This is a genomic window from Microbispora sp. CL1-1 (assembly GCF_012034195.1).
Classification (GTDB): domain Bacteria; phylum Actinomycetota; class Actinomycetes; order Streptosporangiales; family Streptosporangiaceae; genus Microbispora.
The window spans coordinates 65300-84896 of sequence record NZ_JAATEK010000036.1 but is presented as its reverse complement, the minus strand read 5'-3'; the positions used below and the strand labels follow the sequence as shown (position 1 = coordinate 84896).

General features: G+C 72.5%; 19 protein-coding genes. 4 read left to right on the top strand and 15 right to left on the bottom strand.

Annotation, left to right across the window (positions count from 1 at the left end; all coding sequences use genetic code 11):
* Window positions 1-63: 63 nt before the first annotated feature.
* On the top strand, window positions 64-495 hold the full coding sequence (locus HCK04_RS31265; RefSeq protein WP_142650967.1) for an NfeD family protein: 432 nt from the start codon (window positions 64-66) through the stop codon (window positions 493-495).
* A 2-nt stretch (window positions 496-497) separates the two neighbouring features.
* The gene (locus HCK04_RS31260; RefSeq protein ID WP_205830933.1) at window positions 498-1592 is read left to right on the top strand and encodes an SPFH domain-containing protein; all 1095 of its coding nucleotides are present in this window, start codon (window positions 498-500) and stop codon (window positions 1590-1592) included.
* A gap of 352 nt (window positions 1593-1944) precedes the next feature.
* Here HCK04_RS31260 and HCK04_RS31255 read toward each other — a convergent pair whose 3' ends face one another.
* A complete protein-coding gene (locus tag HCK04_RS31255; RefSeq protein WP_142650965.1) occupies window positions 1945-3324 on the bottom strand; it encodes an FAD-dependent monooxygenase in 1380 nt (459 codons plus the stop codon).
* 156 nt (window positions 3325-3480) lie between these two features.
* Between HCK04_RS31255 and HCK04_RS31250 the strand changes: the two genes are divergently transcribed.
* Complete coding sequence (locus HCK04_RS31250; protein WP_142650964.1) at window positions 3481-4053, top strand: DUF3800 domain-containing protein; 573 nt, start codon at window positions 3481-3483, stop codon at window positions 4051-4053.
* A gap of 579 nt (window positions 4054-4632) precedes the next feature.
* On the opposite strand, the gene HCK04_RS31245 is transcribed toward HCK04_RS31250, so the two are convergent.
* From HCK04_RS31245 to HCK04_RS31205, 9 genes are read right to left on the bottom strand one after another with little or no spacing between them, the layout of a single operon-like run.
* The gene (locus tag HCK04_RS31245; protein WP_142650963.1) at window positions 4633-6381 is read right to left on the bottom strand and encodes a YfjP family GTPase; all 1749 of its coding nucleotides are present in this window, start codon (window positions 6379-6381) and stop codon (window positions 4633-4635) included.
* Window positions 6378-8105, bottom strand: a complete 1728-nt coding sequence (locus HCK04_RS31240) for an ABC transporter (protein ID WP_142650962.1) — start codon at window positions 8103-8105, stop codon at window positions 6378-6380. Before HCK04_RS31240 ends, HCK04_RS31245 begins: the two co-directional genes overlap by 4 nt.
* Before the next feature lie 48 nt (window positions 8106-8153).
* The gene (locus tag HCK04_RS31235) at window positions 8154-8729 is read right to left on the bottom strand and encodes a hypothetical protein (RefSeq protein ID WP_142650961.1); all 576 of its coding nucleotides are present in this window, start codon (window positions 8727-8729) and stop codon (window positions 8154-8156) included.
* Between the two features lie 6 nt (window positions 8730-8735).
* Window positions 8736-10337, bottom strand: a complete 1602-nt coding sequence (locus HCK04_RS31230) for a HAMP domain-containing sensor histidine kinase (protein ID WP_260617478.1) — start codon at window positions 10335-10337, stop codon at window positions 8736-8738.
* Window positions 10321-11010: a response regulator transcription factor gene (locus tag HCK04_RS31225; RefSeq protein ID WP_142650959.1), complete on the bottom strand. Its 690-nt coding sequence runs from the start codon at window positions 11008-11010 to the stop codon at window positions 10321-10323. Before HCK04_RS31225 ends, HCK04_RS31230 begins: the two co-directional genes overlap by 17 nt.
* Before the next feature lie 25 nt (window positions 11011-11035).
* Window positions 11036-11659, bottom strand: a complete 624-nt coding sequence (locus HCK04_RS31220; protein WP_142650958.1) for a DUF5666 domain-containing protein — start codon at window positions 11657-11659, stop codon at window positions 11036-11038.
* A gap of 28 nt (window positions 11660-11687) precedes the next feature.
* Window positions 11688-12968 (bottom strand): ABC transporter permease, encoded by a 1281-nt coding sequence (locus HCK04_RS31215; protein ID WP_142650957.1) that lies wholly within the window; start codon window positions 12966-12968, stop codon window positions 11688-11690.
* Complete coding sequence (locus HCK04_RS31210; RefSeq protein ID WP_142650956.1) at window positions 12965-13735, bottom strand: ABC transporter ATP-binding protein; 771 nt, start codon at window positions 13733-13735, stop codon at window positions 12965-12967. The genes HCK04_RS31215 and HCK04_RS31210 overlap by 4 nt, the downstream gene beginning before the upstream one ends.
* Window positions 13732-14904, bottom strand: a complete 1173-nt coding sequence (locus tag HCK04_RS31205) for an efflux RND transporter periplasmic adaptor subunit (RefSeq protein ID WP_142650955.1) — start codon at window positions 14902-14904, stop codon at window positions 13732-13734. Before HCK04_RS31205 ends, HCK04_RS31210 begins: the two co-directional genes overlap by 4 nt.
* 145 nt (window positions 14905-15049) lie before the next feature.
* Here HCK04_RS31205 and HCK04_RS31200 point away from each other — a divergent pair, with 145 nt between their 5' ends.
* Window positions 15050-16750 carry an efflux RND transporter periplasmic adaptor subunit gene (locus HCK04_RS31200; protein ID WP_168066411.1) on the top strand — a complete coding sequence of 567 codons (1701 nt, stop codon included), beginning with the start codon at window positions 15050-15052 and terminating at the stop codon, window positions 16748-16750.
* Window positions 16751-16898: 148 nt separating this feature from the next.
* Here the strand turns inward: HCK04_RS31200 and HCK04_RS31195 are convergent, their stop codons facing one another.
* The 5 genes from HCK04_RS31195 to HCK04_RS31175 form a co-directional block, all read right to left on the bottom strand.
* Window positions 16899-17051: a hypothetical protein gene (locus HCK04_RS31195; RefSeq protein WP_168066409.1), complete on the bottom strand. Its 153-nt coding sequence runs from the start codon at window positions 17049-17051 to the stop codon at window positions 16899-16901.
* Between the two features lie 184 nt (window positions 17052-17235).
* Window positions 17236-17535 (bottom strand): helix-turn-helix transcriptional regulator, encoded by a 300-nt coding sequence (locus HCK04_RS31190; RefSeq protein ID WP_142650953.1) that lies wholly within the window; start codon window positions 17533-17535, stop codon window positions 17236-17238.
* A complete protein-coding gene (locus HCK04_RS31185) occupies window positions 17532-17888 on the bottom strand; it encodes a type II toxin-antitoxin system RelE/ParE family toxin (RefSeq protein WP_142650952.1) in 357 nt (118 codons plus the stop codon). Before HCK04_RS31185 ends, HCK04_RS31190 begins: the two co-directional genes overlap by 4 nt.
* Window positions 17889-18010: 122 nt before the next feature.
* Window positions 18011-18178 carry a hypothetical protein gene (locus tag HCK04_RS31180; protein ID WP_168066407.1) on the bottom strand — a complete coding sequence of 56 codons (168 nt, stop codon included), beginning with the start codon at window positions 18176-18178 and terminating at the stop codon, window positions 18011-18013.
* A gap of 24 nt (window positions 18179-18202) precedes the next feature.
* Window positions 18203-19597, bottom strand: coding sequence for a HAMP domain-containing sensor histidine kinase (locus HCK04_RS31175; RefSeq protein WP_312845781.1), 1395 nt, complete (start codon window positions 19595-19597; stop codon window positions 18203-18205).

The following is a 19597-nucleotide window of genomic DNA, read 5'->3' as shown; positions in this document are numbered from 1 at the left end:
ACGCGTTAGGTTTGAGGAGGAACCCCACCCGAGCGGTGTTCGTTCATCGCTATGGAGGCGGCAATGGACCCCTGGATCATTTGGCTCATCCTGGCGGCGGCGCTGGGCGTGGCGGAGATCTTCACGCTGACCGCGTCATTGGGGCTGCTGTCCGTCGCGGCGCTGCTCACGACCGCCGTCGCGGCCGTCGGGCTGCCGCCCGCGCTCCAACTCGTCGTGTTCGTCATCGCCTCCGCCGCCGGCCTCGCCGGAGTGCGCCCGATCGCGCTCCGGCACATCAAGCAGCCGCCACCGAAACGCTTCGGCGTGTCCGCGCTCGTCGGCAAGTCCGCGTACGTGACCAGGGAGGTCACCGGCAGGGACGGCCGGGTACAGATCGGCAGCGAGGAGTGGTCGGCCCGTGCCTACGACGAGACGCTCGTGATCCCGCCGGGGGCCACGGTCGACGTCATAGAAATCGAGGGCGCCACGGCCCTCGTATATCCCCGGGAGTGAGCATGGACGCTGCACTGATCGCCGGAATCGTCATCGCGTTCGTCGCGATCCTGACGGTGCTGCGAGCGGTCCGGATCGTGCCCCAGGCCAGAGCCGGCAACGTCGAGCGCCTGGGCAGGTACTACCGCACGCTGGGCCCCGGCCTGAACTTCGTCATCCCCTACATCGACCGGGTCCGCCCGCTGCTGGACCTGCGCGAGCAGGTGGTGTCGTTCAAGCCGCAGCCGGTGATCACCGAGGACAACCTCGTCGTGGACATCGACACGGTGCTGTATTTCCAGGTCACCGACCCCCGGGCGGCGGAGTACGAGATCGCCAACTTCATCCAGGGCGTCGAGCAGCTCACCGTGACGACGCTGCGCAACGTGGTCGGCGGCATGGACCTGGAGAAGACGCTCACCTCCCGCGACATGATCAACAGCCAGCTCCGCGGCGTGCTGGACGAGGCCACCGGCAAGTGGGGCATCCGGGTCAACCGGGTCGAGATCAAGGCGATCGACCCGCCGAAGACCATCAAGGACGCCATGGAGAAGCAGATGCGGGCCGAGCGGGACAAGCGCGCGGCGATCCTCACCGCCGAAGGCCAGCGGCAGTCGCAGATCCTCACCGCCGAAGGTGAGAAGCAGAGCGCGATCCTGCGTGCCGAGGGTGAGCGCACCTCCCAGATCCTCAAGGCCCAGGGCCAGTCGCAGGCGATCGACGAGGTGTTCCAGGCCGTCCACCGCAACGACCCCGACCCCAAGCTGCTCGCCTACCAGTACCTCCAGGTGCTGCCCCAGCTCGCCCAGGGCCAGGGCAACACGATGTGGGTGATCCCGAGCGAGGTCACCTCGGCGCTCAACACGTTGTCGAAGGCGTTCACCGAGTCGCTGCCCGCGAGCCGGGCCACCGTGACCGACGGCCGGGAGCACGAGCGGAGGACGGCGGGCAGCGAGGCGGTCGCCGAGGCCGAACGCGCCGCCGCCGAGGCCAAGGCCGCGGCCGAGGACAGCGAGCTGGGGCCGCGCCAGATCGAGGCCGGCCGCCCCGCCCTCGGCACGAACGGCATCCCCTCCCCCGACCCGGCCCACGCCGTACGCCCGGACGAGCAGGCATAACGCCCGGTCGGCCACGCGGCTCTCCAGCCCTCGGGCGGGGGGCCGCCCCGGCTCGTGGGGTGTCCGCTGGGCACGTCGGTCACTGCACCGAAGGAGACCTCGCGGTGATGCCCGGCGGACGTGTCGCCGGATCTTGCGCAAGTCGGTCGCTGTGCCGGCGGAGACTTCGGTCCGCGGTGATGCCTGGCGGACTGCCCACGGGTCTCGGGCAAGTCGGTCACTGCGCCGCAAGGAAGCTCCGGTCCTCGCGAAACCCGCTTCGCCGGGTCTTCGCTGCGGTCCTCGCTCCCTTCCGCTCCGCTCCCTCCACCCCGGTCAACGTCGGGCACCGACCGGGATCGGTCCGGCGGGGTCACACCATGGCCAGGTAGGCGGCGAGCTCCTCGGCCGAGGACGTGGAGATTCCCACGTATCCGTCCGGCCGTACGAGGGTGTGCCGCTCGCCGCCGTACGGCTCGGCCGGCGCGTACGCGCGCACCTCGGGGCCGCCGGGGACGTGCGGAGCGGGGTCGGGGGACAGCAGGGTGAAATGCGGGCCCCGCAGCAGGTCGAACATGCGGGCCCGCGTGCCGTCCGCCAGCGTCAGCGGGCCGTCCGGCACCCGGTCGCCGCCGCGCAGGGCGAGCGAGCCGCCCCGGTAGCTCAGCGAGAGCTGGTAGGTGTCCTCTCCGCGTTTGTAGGACTTCTTGTCGGCGAGATCCACGCTGAGGCCGAGCACCCGGGCGGCGACGGGCCTGCGCTCCTCCTCGTAGGTGTCCAGCAGCGCCTCCGGGGCTCCCGCGAGCACCCTGGCGAGCTTCCAGCCCAGGTTGTAGGCGTCCTGGACACCGGTGTTGAGCCCCTGCCCGCCCGCCGGCGGGTGCACGTGGACGGCGTCCCCTGCGAGGAAGACCCGGCCGGACCGATACCGGTCGGCGAGGCGGATGTTCACCCGATAGAGGGAGGACCACAGCAGCTCGGTCAGGCGCACCCTGCGCAGCATCGACCTCTCGGCGAGGATCCGCTGATACGCGGACAGCGACTCCTCCGGCGTGCTCCCCGGCTTCAGTGAGGCGATCATCTGGAAGGTGTCGGTGCCGGCCATCGGATAGAGCGCCACCATCCCCCGGCCCGGCCGCACCCAGACGTGGATGTGGTCCCGGTCGAGCCCCTCGACCCGTACGTCGCCGAGGGCCATCCGCTGCTCCTCGCGGGTCTCGCCGGCGAAGCCGATGCCGAGGGCCTTGCGCACCGGGCTCCTGCCGCCGTCCGCCGCGACCAGGTAACGCGCCCGCACGCACTCTCCCGTGGCGAGCCTGGCGGTCACGCCGTCCGCGTCCTGCTCGAATCCGGTCATCGCGCTGCCCTGCTCCACCTGCCCGCCCAGCTCGGCCAGGCGCTCGCGCAGCACCGCCTCGGTGCGCCACTGCGGGTGCATCAGCACCGTCGGGTACGGCACGGCGTCCGTGGCCGCGGCGGACTTGTGCATGCGGGCCCGCCAGATCGGCACGGCGCCCACCCTGACCGCCAACGGCGGGTAAGGCGTCGCCGCGGCGAGGATCGGGCCGATCACCCCGAGGTCGTCGAAGACCTCCTGCGTACGCGGTTGCAGGCCCTTCCCCTTGGAGCCGGTGGCGGGCTCGGGCGACTCGTCCACGATGCGGAAGGCGACACCACGGCGGGCCAGGTCCACGGCGAGGGTGAGCCCGGTGGGCCCGGCCCCGACGATCAGTACGTCCGTGTTCTCATGCATGCCCCGACCGTGACAGGCCGCTCTGCCAAATCCCTGTCACGCGCCTGCCGCGCCCCGCTATCCCGGTCCGATCTTGATCTGCCTGGACGACTTCTCGGACTCCGACGGCAGCAAAGAGTAGTGATGTGAATACCCATTGTGGCGTAAGGTCGGCTCGTGTTGTGGGCCTTCGTTGATGAGAGCTGCCGGGTGCGCGCGGACGACGACTGCGTCTATGCCTTGGCTGCGGTTGTCATTCCCTCCAGCGGGCTTGAGCACGTCAGATCGTCGATGGACGCTCTGCGGTACGGGAAAGCCCCGACGGTGCATTGGAGGACGGAGCGGACGCCTCGCAAGTCAGTGATCGCGCAGGCAGTGGCGTCCATTGATTTCGCCTCGGTGGTGGCGGTCAGCCTGCACGACATGGGCAGCCGTCCGGAACGCGCCCGGCGGCACTGCCTGCTTCGATTGCTGCCCGAACTGTCGGCACACAATGTCGGTACGGTGGTCTTCGAGTCGCGCAGGACGCAAGACGCGCATGACCGCGCGATCTTGACCGTGCTACGCAGACACGGCCAGGTCGCGGCGGGGATGACGGTCAGGTGGGAGCGAGCCAGCTCGGATGCCGCGTTGTGGGCCGCCGATGTCCTCGCCGGCATCGTGACAGGGTGGCTGGGCGGGGAGAACCTGTGGTGGCCCCTGTTCGAGAAGCGGGTCACTTTCCTGGAAGCAGGAGAAAACCACCGTTGAAAACGCGAACGCCGGGCTCCCGATTCCATCGGGGGGTTCCCGGCGTCACTTCCGCATCCCAGGGGATGCGACACACACAGTATCCGGATACTGCCTTTCCGCTGTCAAGCGCGTCGTCCCGCGGCACACGGCGGCGAGCGCTCCAAATTCCCGTGACGACTGTCGTCGCCGTACGTGAGGAGTGAGTCGACGGGTACCCGATCAGGGGGACTACTGCTGCCGGACGCGTGAGGGGAAGGCTTTGACCGGGTGCGTGGACATCTCCGGGGAAGGGCGAGCGGTTCCCCGCCGCTTCGCCGAGACGAGGTGCGCGCACCGGTGCCTGACCCCGTCACAAGGGGGCCAGTCCTGAGGAGATCATGGAGGCGATCTGGGTGGCCGCGGAGATGCGCGCCGGCGGCGCCTACGCGCACTCCACCCTTGCCCTGCACGCGATGAGCGAAGCCACGCCGGACAAGGGTGACTCCCCCGCTCGCTGAAGGGGGCGACCTCTCGCTGGTGCGACGGCACGACCTCTGTCGTGGACGTCGGCGGACAGGCGCCGGGCCGCTTCCGCGGCGGCGCGCGCGTTCAGACGCGTCAGGAAGCGGCGAGGGTGATGCGGTCGGCGAAACGGGCGTAACGCGACAGTTCGTCGCGCGTCGGGGCGACGATCAGCTCCCCGGCGACCTGTTCGATGCCGGCGCGCAACACCTTGGCGGCTCTGCGGGCCCTGCGCCGCCCTCCGGCCCAGGCGAACACCCGGCACAGCCCCGCGATCAGCAGGCCCGCCAGCGCGCCGCCCAGCAGGAGCACGGTCGGCCACGGCGCGCGGCCGAGCGTGGGGGTGGGCAGCCCGGGCAGCATGAGATAGTCCAGCGCGAAGCGCACGAGCAGCCAGATCGCGCCCACGGCCATCGCGGCGACGGTCAGCCACTGCGCCGTCCCCGCCACGCGCCACCACCGAGGGGCTCTGGAGACACGGCCCGAGGTCGCCGCCGCGACCGTGCGGTCCAGGGCGTCCGTCAGCTCCTGCGACCGCGACCGGGCCGCGTGCCGTACGGCTGTCGCCCACGGCTCGGGCACCGTGGCCGCGGCGGCGGCCCCGACGTCGCGCAGGGCGGTGTCCACGGCGGAGACCTCGACGGCGGTGGCCGCGGGCAGCGAGGAACGGGCGCCCTTGGCCAGGTGGAGACGGCGCAGCGGGTCGGGCCGCAGCTTTCGCAGCCAGCGCGTCACCGGCCAGCCCGTCGCGGCGATCGAGCGGTGCCGATGCGACTTCGCGACCGCCTCGACCACGGCGGGCACCCCCGCCGCCTGTGCCAGCGCCCGCGTGAGAGCCCTGCTCAGGGCGACGTCGGGCACCGCGACCCGTCCCGGCGCGGGCGCCGCCCCGGCCGCCGCATGCGACGCGGCGGGAGACGGCGACGCGGCGGGAGACGGCGACATGGCCGGAGACGGCGGCCCGGTGACCACCCCCGATGCCGCCTCCCGCGCGGCCAGCGGGGCTTCCGAGGGCAGGACGGCCGGAGGCGCGGCGTCCGGGGGCCGGGTTTCGGCCCAGAGGGCGGCGGCGGCCGAGGCCACGTCGGCGGCGAGCCGGGACGACCAGGCGCGGCGGCGGGAGACCTGCCGGTCGAGCAGCGCCCGCAGCTCGGGGACGCCCTCGCCGGTGCGGGCGGAGACGCCGAGCACCGGCACCCCTTCGAGCCCGTCGGCCGCGAGCAGGCCGCGCAGGTCGTCGAGACAGCGCTTGACCGACCGCTCCGGCAGCCGGTCGACCTGGTTGAGCACGACGACCATGACGTCCCGGTGCCGGGCGAGCGGGCGCAGGTAGCGCTCGTGCACGGCCGCGTCGGCGTACTTCTGCGGGTCGAGGACCCAGACCAGCAGGTCGACCGCGGCGACCAGGCGGTCGACCTCCCTGCGGTGGGACAGCTCGATGGAGTCGTGGTCGGGCAGGTCGAGCAGGATCAGCCCCGACGCGTCGCCGTCGACCGTGTGACGCAGCGGGACGTCGAGCCAGTCGAGCAGCGGTCCCGAGCCGGCGGCGCCCCACAGGGCCGCCTGCGCCTTGGCGGTCGTCGGCCGGGTCACCCCCACCGCGGCGAGCTCGGTCCCCGACAGGGCGTTGAAGAGCGACGATTTGCCGCTGCCCGTCGCCCCGGCGAGGGCGACAGCGGTGTGCTCGACCGACAGGCCGCGCCGTACGCCGGCCCGGGCGACCACGGCGCGCGCGTGGTCCACGGCCTCCTGGCCGAGCCGGCCCTCGGCCAGGTCGGCGGCCTCCGCGAGCGCCTCCAGCCGGTCGTCCAGCGACACCTCCGCCTTCCGCAGCGGGAGCTTCACAGGAGGCCCCTCTCCTGTACGGCCTTGGCGGCCTCACGCAGCCGGGCGGCCGTCTCCGGAGCCGGGCCAAGCCCCTCCACCAGGGAAACGAAGCGGGCGCGGTCCTCGTCGAGCAGGGCGCGCACACGCTGCCGCAGGTCCTCGCGGGCCCGCTGGGTCAGGGTGCGTACGGCCTGGTCGCCGAAGACGGCTTCGAGCAGCTTCTGGCTGAGCACGCCGGTGCCACCGGCGATGCCCAGCTCGATGCCGGTGATCCCCCCGGTCGTGGAGAACACCGCAAGCATGATCAGCACGCCGAGGCTGTTCACGCCGAACGACGCCGCCCGGGCGAGCGTGCGCCGGTCGGCGCCTTCGGAGCGGACGAGGTCGAGCACGTGCCCCTGCCAGGCGCGTACGGCCGCGCCGGCCCGGGCGGGCAGGTCGGGGGACGCGCGGCCGAGCCGCCCCGAGACGGCGACTCCCGACTTCTCCAGCAGGTCGCGCCCGGCGGGAAGGGCCAGCCACGCCTCCACGGCCCGTTCGGCGGCAGCATCGGCGGTGGCGCGGATCAGCGACTCCACCCCGCTCTCCAGCGCGATCCGCAGCTCCTTGTCGGGCGCCGGGCGGCCACGGAAGACGGCGACGAGGCGGTCGCGCAGCCAGCCGACGCGGGACTCCAGGGCCCGCATGAGGTCGCCGGTGCCGACGAAGTCCTGCCAGCGGGCCAGCACCTCGCCGCGCAGCAGCCTGCCGTCGCGCATCCCCTCGTCGAACGCCGACATCGCCACGTCGTACGCCTTGACGGCGATGTCGCGCAGCTCGGCGATCCCCGCCCGCTGGCGCTCCACCCGGTCGGCCAGGTCGGGCACCCGGGTGCCGAGGCTGTCCAGGGCGCCGGTCAGGGTCCGCCGTACGACCTCGGCCCGTGCCTTGGCGTCCACGGTCAGGCCGGCGAGCCAGGTCGCGATCGGCTGCACGACGTCGGCGGGCAGCCGGGCGCGCTCCGACGGCAGCTCAAGCTCGGGCACGGCGAACAGTGGTGTGCCGCCCAGGCCGTTCTCGTTCAGGAGCCGGGTCAGGTCGGCGACGACGGGCTCGCGGGCCTCGGCCGGGACCCGCTGGAGGATCACCGCGAGCGCCGTGCTCCGCTCCCGGGCCACGCGCAGGAAGCTCCACGGCACCTCGTCGGCGTACCGCGCGGCGGTCGTGACGAACAGCCACAAATCGGCCGCGGCGAGCAGTTGCGCGGCCAGCTCGCGGTTGGCCGTCACGACCGAGTCGATGTCGGGGGCGTCGAGCAGCGCCAGCCCGGGAGGCAGGGCGTCGACGGGGGCGATCCGCAGGGTGCCCGGCTCGCCGCGTCCGCCGTCGGCCACCCCGCCCGTCACCCGGGCCAGCCCGGGCAGGACGGTGGCGGCGGTGAACCAGGCGACGTCGGCGGGGTTGCACACCAGGGTCGGCGCGAGCGTGGTGGGCCGCAGCACCCCGGGCTCGGTCACGAGCGCCCCGGCCAGCGAGTTGACCAGGGTGGACTTGCCCGCCCCCGTGGAGCCTCCGACCACGGCGAGCAGCGGCGCGTCGATGGCCGACAGGCGGGGCAGCAGGTAGTCGTCGAGCTGCCCGCGCAACTCCGCCAGGACGCGCCTGTCGGCCGCGGCGTCCCCGATTTCCAGGGGAAACAGGTCCTGATCGAGGTGACGCCGCAGGCTCTCCAGGGCGGCGCGCAGCCTGTCGTTCCCCGCCATACCCCCGACCTTCCCTGTGGAAGGCCGCCGAATCAACCGCTCCGGTCGTCAGGAAGCGGGCGTGGCCGCCGGAGTGGGGAGCAGCACCTTGCACTTGTCGTACGCCTTGGCCACCTTGGGGTCGGCCGTGGCCAGGCCGCGTACACCTCCGTTGGCGGGCAGCTCGGCGCCGTTGTCCTTCATGCAGGTGCGGAACGCCTGGAGGGCCTGCGGATCGGCGCCGCGCCGGCCGCCGAACCCGCCACCGCCGGCGGGCATGAGCGAACGGCACGCCTCGAACGCCTTGCTCATGGCGGGGTCCATCGACCGGAAGCCGCCGAAGCCGCCGCCGGGCCGCCCGCTCGGTCGTCCGCTCGGCCAGGCGGTGGGCCTGCCGCTGGGCCTGTCACTGGGCCAGGCGCCGGGTCTGTCGCTCGGCCGTCCGGTGGGCAGCGTGACGCCGTTCTCGCGCAGGCAGTCGGTGAACGCGGTCCGGGAGTCGGCGCCCGAACCACCGGCGGCGGCCTGCGTGGTGGCCGTGGTGGGCGTGGTGGGCGTGGTGGCTGCGGTGTCGTCACCGCCGCCGCAGCCGGTCACCGTGACGGCCAGGGCCGCCGCGGCGACGGCGATGGACAGGTAGCGCAAGGGAGATCACCCTAGCCTTTCGTCGGGAGCCTCTCCGTGAGGAGGGCACGCGGAGAGGCGGACGCGGAACACCGCGCCGCGGCCGGGCTTGCTGTCGGCCGTGATGGTGCCGCCGTGGGCCTGGACGAGTGCGGCGGCGATGGACAGCCCGAGCCCCGTGCCGCCGGCGTCCGACCGGCTGCGCGAGGGATCGGCGCGGTAGAACCTCTCGAAGACCCGCTCGGCGTCGCCGGGGGCCAGGCCGGGCCCGTCGTCGGCCACCTCGATCAGGGCCTGCGACCCGGACACGATCCCCACGCCGACGCGGAACGCGGTGCCCTTGGGGGTGTGCCGCAGCGCGTTGCTGACGAGGTTGCCGACGACCTGGCGCAGCCGCGCCTCGTCGCCGAGCACCCGCACCGGTTCGTCCGAGTCGTCCAGCCGCAGCAGGTCGATCTCCCGGTCCGGCGCGAGCGTCTGCGCGTCGAGCACCGCCCCAGCCGCGAGGCTGAGCACGTCGACCGGGCGGCGTTCGAGGGGACGCTGCTGGTCGAGGCGGGCGAGCAGCAGCAGGTCGTCCACCAGCAGGCCCATCCGTACGGCCTGGTCCTCGATGCGGCGCAGCAGCACGACGGGGTCCTGCGAGTTCTGCTGCCGATAGAGCTCGGCGAAGCCGCGGATCGAGGTGAGCGGGGTGCGCAGCTCGTGGGAGGCGTCGGCCATGAACCGGCGCATGCGCTCCTGCGACGCCTCCCGCTCCCGGAAGGCCGTCTCGATCTGGGTGAGCATGCCGTTGATCGACCGGCCGAGACGGCCCATCTCGGTGCGCCGGTGCCGGAGCGGGACACGCCGCGACAGATCGCCCGCCGCGATGGCCTCCGCCGTCCGTTCGATCTCCCCCAGCGGGCGCAGGCTGCGCCGTACGAGCCAGTAGCAGGCGACCCCGAGCGCGACGAGCACGGCGAGACCGACCCCCAGGACGATCACCGCGAGCCGGGAGACCGTGCCGTCGATATCGTCCAGGCTGATGGCCGCGACGCGGAAGCGGGCGCCGTCGTCCTCGCGTACGGCGATCGCCCGCCACAACCCTCCCGAGGAGCCCTCGACCGTGAAGAGCCACTGCCTGCGGTCCTGCCGGGGGGTGGGCAGCGCGGGCAGCGAATCGGCGTTCGGCGGCTCCTGAACGGTGCGGATGACGGTGCCGTTCCGGTCGAGCAGGACTACGTAGAACGAGCCGAACTGCCGCGGTGGCCGGAACGCGTTGCCCATGACCTGCGGCGGAACCGGTGGTTCCGCCGGCCGCCGCCCGAAGGCCGTGAGCTGCACGTCGACCCGGTCCACCAGGTAGCCCCGCAGGAGCTGTACGGCGAAGCCGCCGGTGAGCGCGATCGCGAGCGCCACGAGCAGCAGCGTCCCCGCCACGAGCCGCAGCCACAGCGGGGTCCTCGCGACCCGCCGCCGCAGCTCGCGGATGCTCAGCAGGCGCAGCGCGCCGAGCGGGCGCGGCGGCCGGGGCCACCGGCGGGTGCGGCCGGACTCGTCCGCCTCCGCATCGCCCTCCACATCGGCCTTCGCGGCGGCCCTTTTACCGGCGCCGCGGGCGTGGATCAGGTCACTGACGCGGCGCACGGAGGACATAGCCCACGCCGCGGAGCGTGTGGATCAGTTTGGGCTCGACCGTGTCGATCTTGCGGCGGAGATAGGAGACGTACGACTCGACCACGTTGCGGTCGCCGCCGAAGTCGTAGTGCCAGACGTGGTCGAGGATCTGCGCCTTCGACACCACCCGGCCCTGGTTGACCATGAAGTAGTGCAGGAGCTTGAACTCGGTGGGCGACAGCCGTACGGGGGCGCCGTCCCGCCAGACCTCGCGGGACTCCTCGTCGAGCTCCAGATCGCCGACGCGCAGCCGGGCGGGAGTCGTGTCGCCGCGGGTGCGCCGCAGCACGGCCCGGATGCGCGCGAGCAGCTCCTCCAGGCTGAACGGCTTGGTGACGTAGTCGTCGCCCGAGCCGAGCCCGATGATCTTGTCCTCGTTCGCGTCCCTGGCGGTGAGGAACAGCACGGGGATCCGCCGCCCGGAGGCGTGGAGCCGGTCGGTGACGGCGAAGCCGTCCAGATCGGGCAGCATGACGTCGAGCACGATCAGGTCGGGGCGCATCTTGCCGGCGATCTGCACCGCGTCGCGGCCGGACGACGCGGTGATCACCTCGAATCCGGCGTACCGCAGGCTCGCCGACAGCAGCTCCCTGATGTCGGGCTCGTCGTCGACGACCAGCAGGCGGCCTTCCCTGATCACGATCCCGCCCTCCGGTCCAGGGCCGCGATCACGATCCCGCCCTCCGGCCCAGGGCCGCGCCCTCGGTGACGGACGTCGCCGCCACCTGGCCCTGCGCGTCGGGGGTCCCCGCGACGGTGACGAAGCTGCCGGGCTTGAGGTCGGAGACCTTCCCCGACCGGGTGACCCGCACCTTGGTGTCGCGCGAGGTCGTCACCGTGACCACGCCGCCGTTCACGGTCTGGACGTAGATCTTGTCGCCGTCGACCAGCTTGACGGTGCCGAAGGTCGCGCCGCCCGGCCCCGCTCCCGCCCCGGCGCCTCCGGCCCCTGCGCCGCCGCCCGCACGCCCGGCGCCACCGCCCGCGAAGCCACCGCCTCCGCCCGCGCCCCGGGCGAACCCGCCGTTCGCTCCGCCGCCTCCGGGGGCCTGAGCGTCCGCGAACGCGCCGGCGCCGGCCTCGCGGGACGGGAACCGGCCCGACGTGGAGCCGCCCATGAGCTTCTGCACCTGGATGCCGAGGAGCAGCCCGGCCACGAGCAGGACGCCTCCGGCCAGGGCGAGCGTCAGCTTCGACCCGCCCGCCCGAGCGGGACGCGCGGCCAGGACCTCCTGGAGGTCGTCGTCGTACGGCGAGGCCTCCAGAAGCTCCTCGGTGTCGTGCCTGCTCACATCCATCTCCCTTCCATGGGTCCGGCCATCACTCGAAGCGGAGGGCTTCGATCGGCCGCAGCCCGGCGGCACGGTTGGCGGGATAACTGCCGAAGAACAGGCCGATCGCGACCGAGACGCCGAGCGCCAGCGCGATCGACGTGGGGACGATCACCGGTTGCACGCCCGCGATGGTGAACTGGGCGCCGACCACGGCGATCAGCACGCCCAGCAGGCCGCCGACGAGGCTGAGCATCGTCGCCTCGGCGAGGAACTGGCCGAGGATCGCGCCCTTGGGCGCGCCGATCGCCTTGCGGATGCCGATCTCCCTGGTCCGCTCGGTGACCGTGACGAGCATGATGTTGGTGATGCCGATGCCGCCGACGAGCAGGCTGATGGCGGCCACCGCGCCGAGCAGGACCGTGAACGTCCCGATCGCCGCGCCGACCGTTTCCTGCAGGGTCTCCTGGTTGAGGATGCGATAGTCGGCGCTCGCCGTGCCGGTGATGCCGTGCCGCTGGTTGAGCACCTCGGTGACCTCGGCCTGCGCGGCGTCCACCGTCTCGGCGCTCTTGGCCTGGACGAGGATCTGTCCCAGCGGCCCGAAGCCGGTCAGGCTCTGCTGTACGGCGGGCAGCGGGGCGATGGCCACGTCGTCGGCGTCCTGGAAGCCGGACGAGCCGGCCTCCTTGAGCACTCCCACGACGGTGAACGGCACGCCCGACACGGTGATCTGCTTGCCGAGGGGATCGACCGTGCCGAACAGGTCGTCGGCCACCGTCTGCCCGATCACCACGACCTTGCGCGCGGCGAGCACGTCGTCGTTGAAGAAGTACGTCCCCTTGGCCACCGGCTTGTTGGACGCCTCGAAATAGCTCGGGTAGGTGCCCACGAGCTGGCCGATCGCGTGGCTCGCCCCCTCGTACGTCGCGGTCTGGGACTGGGCCGTCACGACGGGCGAGACGCTCTTGACCGAGGGGGCGTTCGCCGGGTCGGCCAGCGCCCGCGCGTCCTCGACGGTCAGGTTCTTGGCCTGGGTGCGGGGGCCGTTGTTCTGCCGCCCGGCCCCGCCGCCGTCTCCGCCGCCGAAGGCCCGGGCGAACCCGCCTCCACCGCCCCCGCCTCCCGAGGTGGAGGGCGTGATGGTCAGCGAGTTGGCCCCGAGCTGCTGGATGTTCGCCTGGATCTGCCGCGAGGACCCCTCGCCGATCGCGACCAGCAGAATCACCGCGGCGACGCCGATCAGGATGCCGAGCATGGTGAGCGCGCTGCGCATCTTGTTGGCGGCCAGGCCGCGCAGGGCGAACCGCAGGACCTCCGCGCCGTTCACGAGGCCACCTCCGCGAGCCGCGGGGGCAGCCCGCCGACCGGCGTGGTGCGCGCGTCCTCCACGATCTGGCCGTCCATGAGGCGGACGACCCGTTTGGCGTGGGCGGCGACCTCCTCCTCGTGCGTGATGACGACCAGGGTCCGGCCGTTCGCGCTGAGGCGGTCGAAGATGTTCATGACGTCCTCGCTGGACTTGCTGTCGAGAGCGCCCGTGGGCTCGTCGGCCAGCAGCAGGGTCGGCGCGGTGACGAGCGCGCGGGCCACCGCCACCCGCTGCTGCTGGCCTCCGGACAGCTCGTTGGGCTGGTGGTGGACGCGCTCGGCGAGCCCGACCCGGTCCAGCGCGGCCAGCGCCCTGCGGCGCCGCTCTGCGGCCTTGACCCCGCCGTACGCCAGGGGAAGCTCGACGTTGGCGAGCGCGCTCATCCGGGGGATGAGGTTGAACGACTGGAAGACGAAGCCGAGCTTGCGGTTGCGGACGATCGCGAGCCGCCGTTCGTCGAGCCCGCCGACGTCGGTGCCGTCGAGGCGGTAGGTCCCGCCGGACGGGATGTCGAGGCAGCCGATGATGTTCATCAGCGTGGACTTGCCGGAGCCGGAGGCGCCCATGATCGCGACGTAGTCGCCGCGCTCCACCCTGAGCGACACGCCGCGCAGCGCGTGCACCGCGGTCTCGCCCTCGCCGTACACCTTGGTGACGTGGCGCAGGTCGAGCACGGGAGGATCGAGCGCCGGAGGGCCGGGCACCCGCGGAGGGCCGGCCCTCATCGGTTGCCTCCGCCGCGGCCGCCGCCGAAGCCACCGCCACCACCGCCGCCGAAGCCGCGGCCGAACCCCCCGCCGCCGGGAAGCTGGATGCCGCCGCCTCCGCCGGTCGTCGACGCCTGTGGCCGCACCACCTGGTCGCCCTCCTGGAGTCCCGACTTGATCTCGGTGGTCGTGTCGCCCTTCAGGCCGACCTCCACCCGCTTCACGACCTGCCTGCCGTTCTCCAGGACGGTCACCGTGGTCTGGCCGCCCGCCGTCGTGACCGCCGAGGAGGCCACCGTGAGCACGTCGTCGGCCTTGCCCACGGTCACCTGCACCGTGGCCGTCTGACCGAGCCGTACGGTGGACGGCACGTCGGTCAGCGAGATCGTCACGGCGTACTGGACGACGTTGTTGTTCGTCTGTGGCTGCGGGTCGACCACCGTCACCTTGCCTGCGGCGGTGACCCCGGGGAGCGCGTCGAAGGACACGGTCGCCGCCTGGCCGACCTTGATCCTGCTGACGTCGGCCTCGGTGAAGTCACCGACGATCTGCAGGCGGGCGGGGTCGGCGATGTCGATGAAGCCGCCGGACCCGCCCGATGCCGACGCGCCGCCCTGCGACTGCCCCAGGCCGCCCTGGGAGGACCCGCCGGACCCACCGGATCCGCCGCCGGACGCGCCCGAGGAGCCGCCCACGGCCCCGTTGACCGCCGTGACGACCCCGGCGAAGGGCGCCTTGATCACCGTGCCCGCCACAGCCCGCTTGGCCGACCGGTAGGCGTTCCTCGCGTTGATGTACTGCGAGTAGCCCGAGGCGGTCGAGGTGTCGGCCTCCTCGGCGGCGTCCAAGCTCGCCTTGGCCGCCTCCAGGCTCTCCTGGGCGGCCGTGTCGTCGATGCGCGCGAGCACCTGACCCTTCTTGACCTTGTCGCCGCTCTGGACCAGGACGGACTCGACGGTGCCGTTCGTACCGAAATCGAGGGCGCGCGTCCTGGCGCTCTCGACGGAACCGGAGGCCGATACCGAGGCGAGCACGGTCCCGCGGGTCACCCGGGTCGTCAGCGGCGCGGGGCCGTCTCCGGAGGAGTCGCCTCCCACGGACGCCCAGGCCGCCGCGATCCCGCCGAGCAGCAGTACCACCAGGACACCGTTGACAATCAATGTCCTGCGCTTCGTCGACAGCTTCACGACGTCGAACCATGGCAAACCCCGCTTCGGGCAACCTAGGCCGATGCTGAGGGTTTGCTGACAGTCCAGGTCGGGACGCGCATTTACAGACAACTCTCAGGTACGGCCAAGCCACCGGTCACGTGACGTCAGCAGGATGTCCGCCATGAGATCGAGCACTCCCATCAGGGTCGGAGGGCTCGCGCTGGCGGGGATCGTCATCGCGAGCGTCGCCGTGATCTCCGCCACCGGCGGCGACACCTCCGTGGCCGACCGGATAGCGCTCGCCTCGGTCAAGCGGGGCACGGTCGCGTCGTACGTCTCGGCCGCCGGCAACACCGTCGACAACGGCGTGCGCGATCTCGCGTTCGGAGCGGAGGGCACGGTCGAGAAGGTCTACGTCAAGGTCGGCCAGAAGGTCCGCCGCGGCAAGGTCCTCGCCCGGATCGACGACACCATCGCCAAGGAGAACTACGAGGCCGCGAAGGCCGCGCTCGCCGCCGCCAAGGAGACCCTCGACAACGTGCAGAACGGCACCGCCACCGCGAGCGGAGCCTCGGTCCCGAGCGCGGGCGGCTCGGGTTCCGGAGGCGGCTCGGGCTTTACGGGCTCCGGTGCCGGGACGACCGGCGGCGGCGGCCCTGTCCCCTGCCCGACCCCTTCCGCCCGGCCATCCGGGCAGGAGCCCACGCGCCCCGCGCAGCCCTCGCCACAGCCGTCCGCGACCGCCCGGCCTTCGTATCGGCCGGCCGCGGCCTCGGCGAACACGGGCGCGAGCGCGGCGAGCATCGAGCTCGTGGCCTACCAGGGTGGTGATCACGGCGGCTCCACGCCCCGGCCCACCCCGACGGTCACGGCACACCCGCACCCGCATCCCCACCCGCATCCGAGACCGTCCTGGACGCACCATCCGGCCCCCACGGGCGGCACGAGCACGCCGGACCCCGGGACGAGCGTCTCGATCCCGCCCACGCCACCGGCGCATCCGTCCGCCACGCCGAACCCCTCCGGTGGTTCCTCCTCCTGCGCACCCGGGCAGGGCGGCCAGGGACAGAACCAGCAGGGACAGAACCCGCAGGGCCAGGGCGGCGGCGCCCAGGGGCGTGCGGGCTTCGGCGGCGGTGCGCAGGGGCGCGGCGGCTTCGGCGGCGGCCAGGGAGGCCAGGCGGGTCGGGGCGGCCAGGGCGACGGCGCCCGGCTCACCGAGGCACAGGCAGAGGCGCAGGTCAGCCAGGCGACGACCGAGCTGGCCGACGCCAAGGAGGCGCTCGACGGCGTGAAGATCACGGCTCCGGCGGACGGCACGATCCTGTCCATCGCGGGGACCACCGGCTCCCGCTACACCTCGGGCACGTTCATCACCCTCGGCGACCTCGACGACCTGCAGGTGCAGGCGATGTTCACCGAGTCGGACGTCCGCTTCCTCAAGGTCGGTCAGGCGGCCACCGTGACACTGCCCACGCAGCCGGGGCAGGAATACCCGGGAACGGTCTCCCACATCGACCCGACCGCGACCACCACCAACCGCCTGGTCCGTTACGGCGTGACGATCGTCCTGAACAAACGCCCCGCCCGGCTGCTGCTGGGCCAGAGCGCCACCGTACGGGTGACGACCGGCGAGGCGGCCGACGCGCTCTACGTCCCCTCCCAGGCCGTACGCACCCAGGGCGACGGCACCGCCGTGGTCACGGTGGCGAACGGCGGCACCCAGACGCGCCGTACGGTCAAGGTCGGCGTGCGCGGCGACAGCTACGTGCAGATCACGGGCGGCCTCTCCGAAGGAGACCAGGTCGTCCTGCCCGGCGCCGCCACCGCCTTCCCCGACGAGGGCTTCCCGGCGGCGACCAGCCCGTCCGACGGCCACTGAGCGTCAGCCGTCCAGGCGTGCGGCGGCCTGCTTGTGGCAGCCGTATCGCCTGGACGGCGTCTGCACGCGTAAAAGGTCTGCACGCCTACAAGGCCGGACCGCCTTGCCGCATCCCGCTGAGGCGTGGACGACCGTCCCCGCACGCGTGTCATCCACATTCCTTCAGCAACTCCGGAGCGAACTTCACGCTTCGGAACAACTCCTCAGCCTGGTCCCGCAGATGCCGCGAGGTGGGACCGCTCTCGTTCTCGTTGGCCTGCAGGGCCTCCTCCAGCAGGTCCCGCTCGATCCGCCGCTCCACGCTCACAATCCCCGCCGGTCACCCTGCCACAGCCACAACGACGGCTGTAGCTCCCGATTGGGGAACTCGTAACGGCTCTTCAGGAATCTCCCATCGGGCGAGGTTGACACGTCCGTGATCACCACCGCCGAATGGCCGCGTACGGGAGGTACGGCGCGGGGAAGCGCTTGTTCGGCAGCGGGCGTCACGCCGCGGGAGCCCGGGGCGTCACGCGAACCTCGACATCCGCGTCCAGAGCGCTCGCCAGACGCTCGATGACAGGCAGGGTGGGAACCGTTCCTCCGGCCTCGAACCGCGCCACCGCCGACTGGGTCATGCCGGCGGCACGAGCCAGATCACTCTGGCTCCAGCCTCGCGTCTCTCGCATCGCCCGGATCGTCTTCCCCAGTTCATAAGCGAGACGCGCGGCCTCATAGGCTTCGACCGCTCCGGGCTCGGCCATACGGCGATCCCGGAGCTCCCGCCAGCTCTCCTGCTCGCTCATACCGCTTCTTCTTCCTCATCCACCGTGTGCGCCGCGTCGATACAGCGACGCAGCGCCCGACGCGCCCGATCTATCTCACGCTCGTCGCGTGGCCTGAATTTATAGAAAACCGTCAAGAGCACGATTCGGCGCCCGGGTGCGATCCAGTAGGTGATTCGCACCGCGATGTCGTTGAGATAGAACCGCAGCTCGCGTAACTTGCCGTCGAGTTGCTTGCTGTAAGGCTCCCCGAGCAGAGCCCCCTCCGCCGCGAGCAGATCGACATAGAACGCCACCTTCGCGAACGATGCGGCCGACAGACCTTCAAGCCACCGCCGAGCCTCTGGTTCTAGCTCGACTGTACCCCAATCCATAGCATCAATGCTATGGGCTTGAAACACGATCCGCATCAATATCGTCACTTACCGCGACGGCCCCCTGGTGTCCCGCCTAACTCCGCCCGGGCAGCGTCTCAGACAGCGGACAGCGAAAGCGGTTAGTCGCGGGCGAAGGGGACTTCGTAGGCGGGCGGGACGCCCAGCATGGCCGTCAGGTCGTCCTCGGTGACGTCGAGGTGGAAGGCGCGGCCCGGCCGGGCGGGGTCCCAGCCACGACGCAGGGCCGTACGGATGACCTCCGCCCCCCAACCTGCACGCCAGAGCACGCGGGGGTCAGCGGAATCACACGATCAGGCGTTGGCCTCGGAGGCGAGGGGGAGGGTGACGCGGAAGGCGGCGCCGGCGCCCGGGGCCGACTCCACGCCGACCTCGCCTCCGTGGGCCTTGACGAGTGACTCCACGATCGCGAGCCCGAGGCCGCTGCCGCCCGCCGGCCGTGTGCGGGAGGGGTCGGCGCGGTAGAAGCGCTCGAAGACCCGCGCCGCCTGCTCGGGCGTGAGACCGGGCCCTTTGTCGGCCACCTCGATGAACGCCGCGCCGTCCGAGCTGCCGACGCGCACGGTGATCGGCGTTCCCTCGGGCGTGTGGGTCGTGGCGTTGTTCATCAGGTTGCCCACAACCTGCCTCAGCCGCACCTCGTCCCCCGAGACGATCAGCGCCGCGTCCCCCTCGACCACCAGCGTCACGTCGCGGTCGGGGCAGAGGGTCCTGGCGTCGTGCACCGCGTCGCCCGCCAGGGCCAGCAGGTCCACGGGCTGCGTACGCAGGGGGCGCTGCTGGTCGAGCCGGGCGAGCAGCAGGAGGTCGTCCACCAGCAGGCCCATGCGGGCGGCCTCGCTCTCGATGCGCGACATCAGCTGGGTGGTGTCGGCGTCCGGCACCTGCCGGTGGAACTCGGCGAAGCCCCTGATCGAGGTGAGCGGCGTACGCAGTTCGTGCGAGGCGTCGGCCACGAAGCGGCGCATGCGCGCCTCCGACTCCCTGGCCGCGGCCTCGGAGGCCGCCCGGGCCTGGAACGCCGCCTCGATCTGGGCGAGCATGCCGTTCAGCGAGCGGGCGAGCCGCCCGACCTCGGTGCGCGGGTCGCGGTCGGGCACCCGGCTGCCGAGGTTCCCCCGGGCGATGGCCTCCGCGGTCGCCTCGATCTCCGCCAGGGGCCGCAGGCTGCGCTGTACGATCACGACGCCGACGACGGCGAGCAGGACCATCAGGGCACCGCCGACCAGCGCCTCGATGAGCGCGAGCCGGGTGGTGATCTGCGTGACCGAGGCCATGTCCACCGCGACGACGACCGTGCCGACGCCCTTCACGGGCACCACCCGGGCCCGCCACTGGCCGTCACCCGACACCGCCGTCACCGTCACGGGCTCCCGGGAGGTCACGGCGCCGGGCCCCGGCAGTGTCTCCGCGCTGACGCCGGCCTGCGCGAGCAGCGTCTTGCCGGCGCCGTCGCGGATCTCCACTCGGCCCTCGGGCGGCACCCTGATCCGGGTGAACGCCGCCGGGCCCTGGGCGAGCCGTCTTTCCGCCTCGTGGGCCAGGATGGCGACCTTCCAGTCGGTGCGGGTGATCAGGTAGTCGCGGAGCACCGAGACGCTGCCCACGCCGATGACCGCGAGGGCGACCGCGACCAGCGCGAGCATGGCCGCGCTGAGCCGGATCCGCAGCGGCGTGCGCCCCGACAC